At 62.1% G+C, this 13894-nt stretch carries 14 protein-coding genes; 13 read left to right on the forward strand and 1 reads right to left on the reverse strand.

Features of this window, described 5'->3' with window-relative positions; all coding sequences use genetic code 11:
- Positions 1–103: 103 nt before the first annotated feature.
- Positions 104–283: a DUF488 family protein gene (locus JSS27_05250; GenBank protein MBS0208342.1), complete on the forward strand. Its 180-nt coding sequence runs from the start codon at positions 104–106 to the stop codon at positions 281–283.
- Between the two features lie 220 nt (positions 284–503).
- On the opposite strand, the gene JSS27_05255 is transcribed toward JSS27_05250, so the two are convergent.
- On the reverse strand, positions 504–881 hold the full coding sequence (locus JSS27_05255; protein ID MBS0208343.1) for a hypothetical protein: 378 nt from the start codon (positions 879–881) through the stop codon (positions 504–506).
- Between the two features lie 371 nt (positions 882–1252).
- On the opposite strand from JSS27_05255, the gene JSS27_05260 reads away from it, so the two are divergent.
- Genes JSS27_05260 through JSS27_05315 form a run of 12 tightly spaced genes read left to right on the forward strand, consistent with a single transcriptional unit; the run spans position 1253 to position 13799 of the window.
- Positions 1253–1909 (forward strand): cytochrome c3 family protein, encoded by a 657-nt coding sequence (locus JSS27_05260; GenBank protein MBS0208344.1) that lies wholly within the window; start codon positions 1253–1255, stop codon positions 1907–1909.
- Positions 1906–5037 carry a TAT-variant-translocated molybdopterin oxidoreductase gene (locus JSS27_05265; GenBank protein ID MBS0208345.1) on the forward strand — a complete coding sequence of 1044 codons (3132 nt, stop codon included), beginning with the start codon at positions 1906–1908 and terminating at the stop codon, positions 5035–5037. The genes JSS27_05260 and JSS27_05265 overlap by 4 nt, the downstream gene beginning before the upstream one ends.
- On the forward strand, positions 5034–6425 hold the full coding sequence (nrfD, locus tag JSS27_05270; protein ID MBS0208346.1) for a polysulfide reductase NrfD: 1392 nt from the start codon (positions 5034–5036) through the stop codon (positions 6423–6425). Before JSS27_05265 ends, nrfD begins: the two co-directional genes overlap by 4 nt.
- A 6-nt stretch (positions 6426–6431) precedes the next feature.
- Positions 6432–6977: a DUF3341 domain-containing protein gene (locus JSS27_05275; GenBank protein ID MBS0208347.1), complete on the forward strand. Its 546-nt coding sequence runs from the start codon at positions 6432–6434 to the stop codon at positions 6975–6977.
- The gene (locus tag JSS27_05280; GenBank protein ID MBS0208348.1) at positions 6974–7654 is read left to right on the forward strand and encodes a cytochrome c; all 681 of its coding nucleotides are present in this window, start codon (positions 6974–6976) and stop codon (positions 7652–7654) included. The genes JSS27_05275 and JSS27_05280 overlap by 4 nt, the downstream gene beginning before the upstream one ends.
- Entirely contained in the window at positions 7651–8865 is a 1215-nt protein-coding gene (locus tag JSS27_05285; GenBank protein ID MBS0208349.1) for a hypothetical protein, read from the forward strand. The genes JSS27_05280 and JSS27_05285 overlap by 4 nt, the downstream gene beginning before the upstream one ends.
- Positions 8849–9289 carry a hypothetical protein gene (locus JSS27_05290; protein ID MBS0208350.1) on the forward strand — a complete coding sequence of 147 codons (441 nt, stop codon included), beginning with the start codon at positions 8849–8851 and terminating at the stop codon, positions 9287–9289. The genes JSS27_05285 and JSS27_05290 overlap by 17 nt, the downstream gene beginning before the upstream one ends.
- Before the next feature lie 5 nt (positions 9290–9294).
- A complete protein-coding gene (locus tag JSS27_05295) occupies positions 9295–10185 on the forward strand; it encodes an SCO family protein (GenBank protein MBS0208351.1) in 891 nt (296 codons plus the stop codon).
- Positions 10186–10187: 2 nt separating this feature from the next.
- Positions 10188–11162 carry a cytochrome c oxidase subunit II gene (gene coxB / locus JSS27_05300; GenBank protein MBS0208352.1) on the forward strand — a complete coding sequence of 325 codons (975 nt, stop codon included), beginning with the start codon at positions 10188–10190 and terminating at the stop codon, positions 11160–11162.
- Positions 11159–12814, forward strand: a complete 1656-nt coding sequence (gene ctaD / locus JSS27_05305; GenBank protein MBS0208353.1) for a cytochrome c oxidase subunit I — start codon at positions 11159–11161, stop codon at positions 12812–12814. Before coxB ends, ctaD begins: the two co-directional genes overlap by 4 nt.
- Positions 12811–13518 carry a cytochrome c oxidase subunit 3 gene (locus JSS27_05310; GenBank protein MBS0208354.1) on the forward strand — a complete coding sequence of 236 codons (708 nt, stop codon included), beginning with the start codon at positions 12811–12813 and terminating at the stop codon, positions 13516–13518. Before ctaD ends, JSS27_05310 begins: the two co-directional genes overlap by 4 nt.
- The gene (locus JSS27_05315) at positions 13515–13799 is read left to right on the forward strand and encodes a cytochrome C oxidase subunit IV family protein (GenBank protein ID MBS0208355.1); all 285 of its coding nucleotides are present in this window, start codon (positions 13515–13517) and stop codon (positions 13797–13799) included. The genes JSS27_05310 and JSS27_05315 overlap by 4 nt, the downstream gene beginning before the upstream one ends.
- Positions 13800–13894 lie beyond the last annotated feature (95 nt).

Genomic DNA, 13894 nt, shown 5'->3' on the forward strand with positions numbered 1-13894 from the left:
TATTAAGACTGACAGAGGACTAGTCAGCCTTCCCTTTTCGCATTGATCGTGGACCAGGCTCGCCTTTCGTCTCGCCAATTGTGATTGCTTGGGCCGGCGGATCGTGATTCGGCCGCGGCGCGCATCTGAACGGCCTTCGCGAAAGGATGGGCTGCGGCTCCTGGTCGGGCGGCTTTGGCCGCGCGGCCCGTCAACAGCGCGAGCGACCGTGCAGCCCCGACCAGGAGGTTTGGCGCCGCGCAACGAGTTGCGGGAGTGGTTCGCGCACGTCCCAGCCAAATGAAAACAATTACAAGCTCGTTACCCGTGGGAACCGCCAGCGCGGAAGGGCTCGCTTGAGTTGCCAACGGAAGCCAGCCAGCGCCGGCTGGTTTGCTTTGCTCCCTGGTGCGCGGAGCGAAGAACGCCATGCGGCGATGGCGCCGAAAAAGCTTCTGGAATGACCGCCGTTGAGCCAAGGCAGGGTTCGGGGGCGCCTTATCCGCGAAGGGCCAGCCAACGCTTCACGTCAACTGTGTCACGACCCACACGCCGAAGAAGGCAAAGTGCCTTCCGCCGTGCCGCGCGGCAAGGCGAACAATCTGCGTGGCCTCTGCTTGGTCTTTGGCCTTCACTCGCAAGACAAAGCCGCCCGCCTTGAGTTCCTTGAGATGCTCCTTCAAGGCGTCATCTTCGGCATCCGAAAAGAAAAAACCTTCCGCGCGCTCGAGCAAGTGAACGCCATCCACGCCACTCAAATACGAAACGCTCCCGGCGGAGACGCCCGCCTGTTTTAAGGCTTCGATCGTGGCATCCAACCCAGCTTGCGAATCGACAATACCTATTACCCGGCCATAGGGGGCCAGGTTTTGGCCGTAGTCATGGACTGGTGGCTTTTCCATGTTGGGCGTCTCCTCGTCGAAGACCGTCGCGCATGATCGTATTCCCGCCAACTTGATCGTCTCCTGACCAACCAATGGCGTCGCGCGAAAATAGAGTGCGCTACCGCCAACGTCAACATCTATCCGTATTTATCCGTGCAAACCGCGCGCCATGATTAACGCGACTGTAATCGCTGCCACTTCCATCTTATGGTTCGCACAAATCGCACAACCTTTAGTCGTTACAGTTTCGAGAAGAAGAGTGTCGCCATTCATTGGCAACCGCCGACGCGATCCGCTTCTTGGCTACCACCGACACATTGCCTGCGAGGGCTTTAACAATGCCCCAGCGCTTCATAGAATGAGCCGCACTCCTCAGTCGGCGGAACATCATGACGCAAATCTTCCACCCGAGCATGAACACCTTTTCCAAGGTGACCATCTTTGGTGGGTTGCTCATTGTCGCGGCGCTGACCTTTGGGTGGGACCAGTTCAATCGCTCCTCGTACATCACCGAAGCGGACGTGGTCCGCGATCAGCCGGTGCCGTTCAGCCACCAGCACCATGTCCGCGGTCTGGGCATTGATTGCCGCTATTGTCACACCACGGTCGAAGAATCGAACTTCGCCGGCATGCCCGCCACCGAAATCTGCATGAGCTGTCACTCGCAGATTTGGAAAGACAGCCCCATGCTCCAGCCAGTGCGCGAGAGCTTCCGCACCGGCAAGCCGCTGCTCTGGACGCGCGTGCATGACGTGCCGGACTTCGTCTACTTCAATCACGGCATTCATGTCGCCAAGGGGATCGGGTGTGAAAGCTGCCATGGTCGCGTCGATGAAATGCCGCTGATGCGCCGCGCCCATTCGTTGCAAATGAGCTGGTGCCTGGAATGCCATCGCCACCCTGCTGACTTCGTGCGAGTGAAAGAGGACATCTTCAAATTCGGCCAGCCGGGAGAGAAGCTCTCGCCCGCACGGAGCGAAGCGTTGCTCAAGGAATACGGCGTTGACTTGAAGATTCTGACGGACTGCTGGACGTGCCACCGATGAGCCGAGAACTGATCGAGCTTGAAGTCTTGCCGTCGACGCAACCCGCGCCGGCCGGGGCGCCGCTCGATTGGTCGGCGCTGCGCGAGCGGTTGGCCGCTGAAGATGGTCCGCGGTTCTGGCGCAGCGTCGATGAACTGGCCCAGACACCGGAGTTTCTTGAATACCTGCGCCGCGAGTTTCCACGCCAGGCGGGTGAATTGAACGACGCGCTTGGACGTCGCAATTTCCTCAAATTGGCCGCCGCCTCGCTGGCCCTGGCCGGTGTGAGCGGCGCGGGTTGCATGCGCCAGCCCGAGGAGAAAATCGTCCCCTACGTGCGTCAGCCCGAGGAGATGATTCCCGGCAAGCCGTTGTATTATGCCACCGCCCTGACGCGCGGCGGCTACGCGACGGGCGTGCTGGTCGAAAGCCACCTCGGCCGCCCAACTAAGATCGAAGGCAATCCCGATCATCCGGCCAGCCTGGGAGCGACCGATGCGATCACCCAGGCCGCGATCCTCGATCTGTACGACCCGGATCGCTCGCAAACATTGCTGAAGAACGGACGCATCAGCACGTGGGGCGATTTTCTCACGGCGCTCGCGGCCGAGATGGCGGCCATTCGCAACGCGCACGGCGTCGGATTGGCGATCCTCACCGAGACGATTACCTCGCCGGCGCTGGCCGATCAGCTACAGAACCTGCTGCGCGACCTGCCCGAGGCGCGCTGGTATCAATACGAACCCGTCAATCGTGACAATGTTCGCGAAGGAACCCGTCTGGCCTTTGGCGAATACGTCGACACGGTTTATCACTTTGATCGGGCTCGCGTGGTCGTTACCCTCGACGCCGACTTCTTCAGTCAACTGCCCGGCAGCGTGCGCTATGCGCGGGACTTTATATCTGGGCGGCGCACGCATGGCGACCCAGCCAAGTTGCGGATGAACCGGTTGTACGCCATCGAGAGCACGCCAGGGCTCGTGGGCGCGGTGGCCGATCACCGCTGGCCTCTCAAGGCCGGCAACATCGAGCGCTTGGCGCGCCTGTTGGCGCATCGTGTAGGGGTCGCCGGGGTTGTCGAACCGGCCGACGTGGCGAACTTGTTGCCCAAGGGCGCGCTCGAAGCCATGTTGTCCGATCTGCATGCGAACCGCGGCGCGAGCATCGTGATCGCCGGCGATGGCCAGCCGCCGGCGGTGCATGCGATCGTGCAGGCCATCAACCAGGCACTCGGCAACCACGGTCAGACGGTCGAAACCATCGCTCCGGTCGAGCCCACGCCGATCAATCAACTCGCGTCGCTGAGCGATCTAGCCGAGCAGCTGCAATCAGAACGCGTCAAGGCGCTGATCGTGCTAGGGGGCAACCCGGTTTACAATGCGCCGGGTGAACTGGAGTTTGCCACGCTGTATCAGAGGGCCCCTTTCCGCGTCCATCTATCGGAAGTGGTTGACGAAACGTCGTTCCTATCTCATTGGCACGTACCCGCGGCCCATGAATTGGAATCGTGGGGGGACGCCCGGGCGTTCGACGGGACGCTGACGATCCGCCAGCCGCTGATTGCGCCCTTGTATGCCGGTCGCACGCCGTACGACGTGGTCGCGGCCCTGGCGGGGCACTCGGATCAAGGGCATTACGAGTTACTGCGGGCTTACTATCGCCGGCAATTCGGCGACGCCAGCTTTGAAGCCCGCTGGCAGCAGAGCATCCACGACGGAGTCGTGGCCGATTCACGCGCCGCCACTCGCCAAGTGGCGCTGCGCCCGCTGGGGTCAACGCTGGCGGGTCTGCAACCGGCGTCGGGCGCTGGGCCGCTTGAACTGCAACTGCTCCCAGATGTGAATATCTGGGACGGCCGCTACGCCAACAACGGCTGGCTCCAGGAATTGCCGAAACCTTTGACGAAGCTCACCTGGGACAACGCGGCGCTGCTGAGCCCGCGCACCGCCGAGCGGCTGGGTGTGTTGAACCACCAGTTGGTTGAAATCAAGTCCGGCGGGCACACGACACGCGCGCCAGTTTGGATTGTGCCCGGACAGCCGGATGATTCGATCGCCCTGGCGCTCGGCCATGGGCGTACCCAGTCAGGACGCGTGGGGCGCAACACGGGCGTGAACGCCTATCCCTTGCGCGCGGCGCGATCCGAATGGTTCACGGCCGACGTGACGGTGACGCCGACGCGCGAGCAATACCGGCTGTCAGTCACGCAAAACCATCACAGCATGGAAGGGCGCAACATCGTCGAGGTGGCGACGCTAACCAACTTTCAACAGCAACCTGAGTTCATCGACGAAAAGAAACGCCATCCCGAAGGCTTGCCCACGCTCTACCCGGCGTTTGACTCGGCAGAAAACGCCTGGGGCATGGCCATCGACCAGACGGCTTGCATCGGTTGCAACGCATGCGTGGTGGCCTGTCAGGCCGAGAACAACATCCCGATTGTCGGCAAGGAGCAGGTCGACCGCGGCCGCGAGATGCACTGGCTGCGGATCGATCGTTATTACAAAGGGACGATCGAGAATCCCCAGACCTACTTTCAGCCGATGGCGTGCGTCCACTGCGAGAACGCGCCGTGCGAGTTGGTTTGTCCCGTGGCGGCCACGGTGCATAGCGCCGAAGGGCTGAACCAGATGGTCTATAACCGTTGTGTCGGCACGCGGTACTGTGCGAACAATTGCCCTTACAAGGTCCGCCGCTTCAACTTCCTGGACTATCAGGGAGACTTTGAATACGACGGCGAGCGTTCGCCGGTGATGAAGTTGATGCGCAATCCCGACGTCACGGTGCGCAGCCGCGGTGTGATGGAAAAGTGCAGCTACTGTGTCCAACGGATCACGGCCGGCCGAATCGAGGCCGAGAAGCAAAACCGCCCGATCCGAGACGGCGAAGTGGTCACCGCCTGCCAGCAAGCTTGCCCGACCCAGGCAATCACGTTCGGCAACCTGCGCGACCAATCAAGCCAAGTGGTCAAGCGGCGCGAAACACCACTGAACTACGCGCTGCTGGCCGAGTTGAACACCAAACCGCGGACGACGTACCTGGCCCGGGTGCGCAACCCCCACCCGTCGCTCGACCAAGGGACGCTCGACGACACGCCGCCCGTGGTGCCCGACGAGGTCGATCGCTTGCGCAGGGAGTGGGCGCCATGAGCGACGCATCCGAACCGCGCGACGTTCCCGAATCCGAACTGCACGTCGGCAGCCCGCTCGTGCTTGAACCGGGGCACACCTACGCCTCGGTGACCGACAAGATTTCGAGCATCGTCCTCAATCGGCGTCTGCCGCGCGGCTGGCTGTTCGGGTTCAGCGTCTCGTTCATTCTGATGATGCTGTTGCTCTACGGCACTTGCCATTTGTTCGCCACCGGTGTCGGCATTTGGGGAACGACGATACCGATCGGATGGGCGTTTCCAATCATCAACTTTGTCTGGTGGGTCGGCATCGGTCACGCCGGCACGTTGATCTCGGCCGTGTTGTTGCTGCTGCATCAAGACTGGCGAACCAGCATCAACCGTTTCGCCGAAGCGATGACGCTGTTTGCCGTGTCATGCGCTGGCTTGTTCCCGCTGTTGCATCTGGGTCGCCCATGGGTGTTTCACTGGCTGCTGCCCTACCCCAACACAATGGACATGTGGCCGAACTTCCGTAGCCCGCTGGTGTGGGACGTGTTCGCGGTGCTCACCTATCTGACCGTGTCGACCATCTTCTGGTACGTGGGCTTGATCCCCGACCTGGCGACAATGCGCGACCGCGCGCAGCACCGCGTGGCGCGGATCGTCTATGGCATGCCCTCGCTCGGTTGGCGCGGCTCGGCGGCGCACTGGCGGCGATATCAGACGGCCTATTTGCTGTTGGCCGGGCTGGCCACGCCGCTGGTCGTCTCGGTACACAGTATTGTCGGTATGGACTTCGCCAACAGCCTCGTGCCGGGCTGGCACACGACCATTTTCCCGCCGTACTTCGTGGCCGGGGCGATCTTCTCGGGATTTGCCATGGTGATGACCTTGGCGATTCCGCTCCGCAAGTTTTACGGCTTGGAGGATTTCGTCACGCTCAAGCACTTGGACAACATGGCCAAGGTGATGCTGGCCACCGGCTCAATCCTGGCCTATGGCTATGCGGCCGAAGTGTTCTTCTCGTATTACAGCGGCAACCCTTACGAGCGCTACGTGACGATCAACCGCGCGCTGGGGCCGTACGGTTGGAGCTATGGGCTGCTGGTGCTGTGCAATATCATCGTGCCGCAGCTTTTCTGGTTCCGGCCCGCGCGTCGCAGCGTCCCCGTCTTGTTCATGGTGTCGATTGTCATCAATGTCGGCATGTGGCTGGAGCGATTCGTGATCGTGGTCGTCAGCTTGCATCGGGATTACCTGCCCTCGGCCTGGCGAATGTATTATCCCACCGCTTGGGACTATGCCTTCTTCGTGGGCTCGCTCGGCTTGTTCTTCACTTTGCTGTTTTTGTTCATTCGCGTACTGCCGATGATTTCGATCTTTGAACTCCGCGAACTCGTCCACGAAACCGAGGGAGAGGGCTAAGCGATGATGGCCGTCCCTCCGCAAGTGGCGCCGCTGTACGGCTTGCTGGCCGAGTTCGACCAAAGCGACGAACTCGTCGCAGCGGCGCGCCAGGCTTACGCCGCGGGCTATCGGATGATGAATGGCTATTCGCCATTTCCGGTACACGGCTTGTCCGAGGCGCTCGGGCAAAAGTCGTCACGCCTGCCGTTGATCACGCTGCTCGGCGGCCTGTGCGGTGGGGCGGCGGCGTATTACATGATGTACTATGCGTCGGTCGTGAGCTATCCGCTCAACATTGGTGGCCGGCCGCTCCATAGCTGGCCGGCGTTTCTGCCGATCACGTTCGAGTTGACCGTGTTGGCGGCGGCATTCGCGGCGGTGCTGGGGATGCTGGCCTTGAACGGCCTGCCCCACCCGCACCATCCCCTGTTCAACGTCCCCGAGTTCAAGCTAGCCAGCCGCAGCAAGTTCTTCCTCTGTATCCAGTCGCGTGATCCGCGGTTCACGTTGATCGAGACCGCCGAGTTCCTCGCTCGCCTGCACGGCAAAGTACACGAGGTGCCGCGATGAGGCTGCCGGGCGTCAATACGGCGGCCGCGGTCGTCCTGTGCATCGTGGCGAGCAGTTGCGGCTGCGATCGCCTCGACATGTACGACCAGCCGCGCCACGAGGCGATGGAAGCGAGCAATTTCTTCCCCGATGGCTTGTCGGCGCGGCCACGCGTGCCGGGCACGATCGCCCGCGGACAGCTTCACGCGGACGAAGCGCTGTTCACCGGCCGGGTCGGCGGCCAATCGGTAAGCCAACTTCCCGACGGCGCGCTGCGGGCCATCCATGCGCGCTTTCCACAACGCTTCAAACAACCGTTCGACAAGACCGACCTGGTCGAGTTACGACAAGCGCTACTTGAGCGCGGCCACGAACGGTTCGACATTTACTGCTCGGTCTGTCATGGCGGCGCCGGGGCCGGCGACGGGATGATCGTGCGGCGCGGCTTCCGCAAGCCGCCGTCGTTCCATATCGACCGCCTGCGCAACGCGCCCGCCGGACACTACTTCGACATCGTGACGTCGGGCGTCGGCGCCATGCCCAGCTATGCCAGCCGGATCGGCGCCGCCGATCGCTGGGCGATCGTGGCGTACGTGCGGGCATTGCAACTGAGCCAGAACGCGCGACTGGACGATGTGCCAGCCGATGCGCGGTCGATACTGGATGCTGCCAGCGCGCCGGCGGGAGCGAAGCCATGAGCCAGGCTCGGGCCCCGTGGGCAACCACCACGGAGTTGAATGTCACGCTGCAACGGACGGCGCGCCGGGCGCTGCTCGTCGCGGTGGTGGCCGGCGCGGCCACGGCCTATGGCTACTCAACTGACCGCGCCGAGTTCTATCCGGCGTATTTGACGGCGCTGATGCACTGGCTGGGAATGGCGCTCGGCTGCCTGGGAACGTCGATGCTCCACGGCCTGAGCGGCGGCGGCTGGGGGCGGACGATTCGGCGCGTGCTCGAGGCGGGCTATCAGACGTTGCCACTGCTGATGCTGCTATTCCTCCCGATCTGGCTGAACGCCGCGCATATCTACGAGTGGGCCGATCCCGAAGTGGTGGCCCATCACAGGTCGCTGCAACTCAAGACGGACTATTTGAACATCGCGGGTTACCAGACCCGGGCGGCAATCTGCTTTGCCGTGTGGATTGGCGCCGGCTTTTTCCTGACTCGTTTCACGCCGCTGGGCGACACTCGCCCCTACTCGCCGCGCAGCCGCAAACTGCAGCGCGTGAGTGGGCTGGGGCTGATCGGCTATGGGCTGGCCATTACCGTGGCCGCGGTCGATTGGGTAATGTCGCTGGAGCCCGAGTGGTTCTCGACGATGTACGGTGTGTTGTACCTGGCCGGACAAGCGGTGTCTGGGATGTCGTTCGCGTTGATCGTCGTGGCGCTACTGGAAAGGTACGAGCCCTGGGGCAGGTCGCTGCTGCCGTCGCGGTGCAATGACTTGGGGAATCTGCTGCTGGCGTTCATCATGTTCTGGGCCTACGTGTCATTCATGCAGTACCTGATCATCTGGTCGGCGAATCTACCCGAGGAGAACGTCTGGTATCTGCATCGCGAGACGGGGGACTGGCGCGCGGTCGTCGCGGCGCTGATGATCCTGCACTTTGGCGCGCCGTTCTTGATGTTGCTGTCGCGCGAGCGGAAGCAAAGCGCTCGGGGCTTGCTACCGGTCGCGGTGTTGCTGCTTGTCATGCGCTACGTCGACCTCACCTGGCTGATCGTGCCAGGGTTCACCCACGGACATGGCCACGAAAGCGTCACCGGCATCTCGTGGCAAAGCGTCGCGGCGTGGCTGGCGATCGGCGGCGCGTGGACGGCGATGTTTTGCTGGCGATTGTCGGCGCGTGCCGTGGTTCCAATCCATGATCCCGAAGCCCGGGAGGCTGCCGATGAGCACGCCCATTGACCCGCCCACGCCTGACCCGCCCACGCCTGACGGGCCCCAGCACGGCGGTCACGAGAAACGCGATGTCCAGGTCCGCGCGGTCGCGCAATTTGGCCTGGGCGTGATGCTCCTGATTCTCGGTTCCTTGGCGGTGATTCACCGGCTGGTCAACCATTACAACGCCGAGGCCGACCAAGCCGCGGGCCCAACCAGCCCGCTAGCCGCCGACCAGACACCCCCCGAACCACGGCTAGAGACGACGGTCGGAGGGGCGTTCGACCAATATCGCGCCCGAACCGAGCAGGTGCTGACGACCTACGCATGGATCGATCGCGAGCAGCGCGTGGTGCGAATTCCAGTCGCACGGGCGATCGAGTTGCTGGCCAAGCGCGGTTTGCCCGAGCCAAAGCAATTGACCACTCCGGCCAAGGAGCGTAAGCCGTGACGCACATGCGAATGATCCTGGCGCTGGGGGCGATCATCCTGCTTTTATCAGGCGTGGATGTACGCGCGCAGCGATTCGCTTCGGCCCCGTACGGCACGCCGGCCGGTTCGAGCCCCAGCGCGGAGATGCTGCGCGACGTGGGCATCGAGCAACACCTCGACGCCCAGTTGCCGCTGGATGCCGAGTTTCGCGACGAAACGGGCAAGACCGTGCGCTTGGGTGATTACTTCCAGGACCAACCGGTGGTCGTGCAACTGGTCTATTACCAGTGCCCGATGCTTTGCAACCAGGTGTTGAATGGTTTTCTGAAGTGCAGCCAGGCGGTGCCGCTCGAGATCGGCCGCGACTATCAAGTCGTCACGGTCAGTTTCGACCCCCACGAAGGGGCCGACCTGGCCGCCAAGAAACGCGAAAGCTACGCGCGGGCCTATCGTCGCCCCGGTGGCGCGGAAGGTTGGCACTTTCTGACCGGCGACGAGGCAAGCATCAAGCGGCTGGCCGCGGCGATCGGCTTTCGCTACCGCTATGACCCGGCGAGCAAGCAGTACGCCCACGCCAGCGGCATCTTCGTGGCCACGCCCAGCGGTCGTCTGAGTCGTTACCTCTATGGCATCGAATACCTGCCGAACGATTTGCGATTCTCGCTGGTGGAAAGCTCGTCGGGCCGAATCGGCTCGCCAGTCGACCAGGTGCTGTTGCTCTGCTTCCACTACGACCCGCTGACAGGCAAGTATGGCGTGGCGATTTCGCGCGTGTTGCGCGCCGCGGGCGGCTTGACCGCGCTGGCCTTGGGGGGCTTTGTCGTGGTGATGTTTCGCCGCGAGCGTAAACGGATGCGATTGGTTCGCCCCGCGGCGGGCAGCAAGGTTGCCGAGGATCTGACGCCACGGACTTAGTCATGATTGACGACGGTTTTCGCTTACTTCCCGAGCAAGCATCGACGCACGCTTCTGGCGTGGACTCGCTCTATTTCTTTTTGTTGGCGGTGTCGCTGTTCGTCACCGTGGCGATTGCCGGCACGATCCTGTATTTCCTCATCAAATACCGCGGCGGCAATCATCACGTCGACCGAACTCCCTCCGCTGGTTCGTACTTGGCGATGGAAGTGGCCTGGATCGTGACTCCACTGGTGCTGTCGATGGGCATCTTTGGCTGGGGGGCGTCACTCTACTTCGACGCCTTCCGTCCGCCGCGCGACGCGCTTGACGTTCAAGTGGTCGCCAAGCAGTGGATGTGGAAGTTTCAACATCCCAACGGCCGCCGCGAGATCAACGAACTGCACGTCCCACGTGGCCGTCCGGTGCGGCTGACCATGATTTCCGAAGATGTGATCCACGCCATGTTTGTGCCGGTGTTTCGCATCAAGCGCGACGTGCTGCCGGGCAGTTACGGCATGTGCTGGTTCGAGGCCACGCGAACCGGCGATTTCCATCTATTCTGCGCCGAGTATTGCGGCACGAATCACTCTCTGATGAAAGGGCGCGTCGTGGTGATGGAGCCGGCCGAATATGAAAGCTGGCTCGGAGGTGGCTTGTCGAACGAGCCGCCGGCCGTGGCGGGACAGCGGCTGTTCGAGGAACTGCGCTGCAATACTTGCCACGTGGCCGCGACCGGGACGGCGCGTTGTCCGCCACTCGAGAACATGGCCGGCAAGGAGGTTCGCCTGGCCGATGGTCGCACGGTGGTGGCCGACGACAACTACCTGCGCGAATCGATCCTGCAGCCGGCCGCCAAGGTCGTGGTCGGGTATCAGCCCCTGATGCCCAGTTTTGACGGCCAGTTGAACGAAGAGCAACTGCTGCAACTGTTGGCCTATTTGAAATCCCTGACCAAGCCCACGGCGGCCCCCGCCCCGGAGCGCCGCAACCCATGAACGCCACCACCGCACCTACTCCAATCCAAGTCGCGCCGCCAGCGTCGCGCAATTACTTGAGCGATGGCTACAGCGTCCGTTCGTGGCTGCTGACGACCGATCACAAGCGAATCGGCGTTTTGTATCTGCTGTCGATCACCTTCTTTTTCGTCATCGGCGGCATGGCGGCCACGCTGCTGCGGCTGGACCTGATGACGCCCGAGGGAGATTTGGTCCAAACCGAGACCTTCAACAAGCTGTTCACGGCGCACGGCGTGGTGATGGTGTTTTTCTTTTTGATTCCGTCGATTCCGTCCGTGCTGGGAAATTTTCTGGTGCCGCTGATGATCGGCGCCCGGGACCTGGCGTTTCCCAAGCTGAACCTGTTGAGTTGGTACGTCTTTATGATCGGCGGGCTATGCACGATGTACGCGCTGCTGGCGGGCGGCGTCGACACCGGCTGGACGTTCTACACACCCTATAGCAGCACCTACAGCAACACCTATGTGATGGCCACCGCGGTTGGCATCTTCATCACCGGTTTTTCATCGATCCTAACGGGGCTGAATTTCATTGTCACCATTCACAAGATGCGCGCGCCCGGCCTGACCTGGTTCCGACTGCCGCTGTTCATCTGGTCGAGCTATGCCACCAGTTTGATCATGGTGCTGGGGACGCCGGTGGTGGCGATCGCGTTGTTGCTGGTCGGGCTCGAACGTCTGCTCGGGCTCGGCATCTTCGATCCGAAGCTGGGCGGCGACCCGGTCCTGTTTCAGCATCTGTTCTGGTTCTATTCGCACCCGGCGGTCTACATCATGGTGCTGCCTAGCATGGGAGTCGTAAGCGAGATTATCCCGTGTTTTGCCCGCAAGCGGCCGTTCGGCTACGCCTTCATTGGTTTCAGCAGTTTTGCGATTGCCGTGTTCGGCTTTCTAGTCTGGGGGCACCACTTGTTCGTCAGCGGGCAGTCGCTCTACGCCGGCATGGTCTTTTCGCTGCTTAGTTACCTGGTGGCGATTCCGTCGGCCGTGAAGGTCTTTAACTGGACCGCGTCGTTGCACAAAGGAACGATCAGCTTTGACACGCCGATGCTGTACGCGCTGGGCTTTATCGGGCTGTTCACCATGGGGGGCCTGACCGGGTTGTTCCTGGCGGCGCTGGGGCTCGACGTACACGTGCATGACACTTACTTCGTGGTCGCTCACTTCCATTACATCATGGTGGGCGGCACGGTGATGGCGTACCTGGGAGGGATTCATTTCTGGTGGCCCAAGCTGACCGGCCGAATGTACAACGAACGGCTGGCCCGGGTCTCGGCGATTTTGATCTTCTTGGGCTTCAACCTGACGTTCTTTCCGCAGTATGTCCTGGGCTACCTGGGCATGCCGCGGCGCTATCACATCTATCCGGCCGAGTTCCAGGTGCTGAACGTGTTGTCCTCGGCGGGGGCGTCGATTCTGGCGGTGGGCTATGCCTTCCCGCTGACCTATCTGCTCTGGTCGCTCTGGTTCGGCAAGACGGCGCCCGCCAACCCGTGGCGCGCGACGGGACTGGAATGGCAAACGACGTCGCCACCACCGACCGAGAACTTTGCCCAGACGCCCGTCGTCGTTGACGAAGCGTACGACTATCCGCGGCTCGATCGCTCGCTGGCTCAAGGAGCAAGCTCATGAGCCAATACGCCACCGCTTCCTCGGTAGCCGTGTCGGACGAACCGCCGCCGCGTCATGACGCCCGCTCGGCGCTGGCCCACCAGTTCGACGATCTGGAGCAGCAGCACCAGTCGGACGAGTTGGGGATGTGGTTGTTCTTGTCGACCGAGATCATGTTCTTCGGCGGCGTGTTTCTGGCCTACGCGATCTACCGCCTGCAACACGAGGCGGCTTTTGCCGCGGCTAGCCATGAGCTCGACCTGTTCCTCGGCACGCTCAATACAGCCGTCCTGTTGTGCAGCAGTTTGACGATGGCCCTGGCGGTGCATGCGGCCCAGGCCTCGCACCGCAAGCAATTGTTCTGGCTCTTGCTGACGACGATTGCGCTCGGTTCGGTGTTTCTGGGAATCAAGGCAACCGAGTATTACCACAAGTATGAGCACGGCCTGATGCCACTGGGCAACTTGCCATTCCATTGGGACAAGCCCGACGCCGGCCCGGCCGAGATGTTTTTCGACCTGTACTTCGTGATGACCGGGATTCATGCCGCGCACATGATAATCGGCATCGCCATTCTGGCGATTCTGGCCGTGGCGGCCCACCGTGGCAAATTGCTCGGCGACTTTCACGCCCCGGTCCACATCACCGGACTGTACTGGCACTTTGTCGACATCGTGTGGGTGTTTCTGTTTCCGCTGTTGTATTTGATCGGGGCCCATTCATGAACCAGCAGGCCCACGAAGCATCGCTCAAGCCGTACTATGTGGTCTTCGCCGCCCTGATGGCCCTGGTGGCGTTGACCGTCGAGGTGGCGCGCCACGATTTCGGCGAGTGGAACTTCGCCATCGCGGTGTTGATCGCGGCGGTCAAAGCCGTGCTGATCATTTACTACTTCATGCACGTGCGGCAGAGCGCGTCGCTGACCCGATTGATGGTCGGCGCGGGGTTCATGTGGCTGGCCATTCTATTCACGCTGTCCTTTGCCGATTATTGGACCCGCGGGTGAAGAGCTTGCTTTCTTGCCCAGGCGGCCAAGCCCGTGGCATCGGTTCCCTTTTGTAAAGCGGACGGCTTGTTCCTCCGCCTTGAATGCGCTGCCGG

This window comes from Planctomycetota bacterium (assembly GCA_018242585.1).
Taxonomy (GTDB): domain Bacteria; phylum Planctomycetota; class Planctomycetia; order Pirellulales; family PNKZ01; genus JAFEBQ01.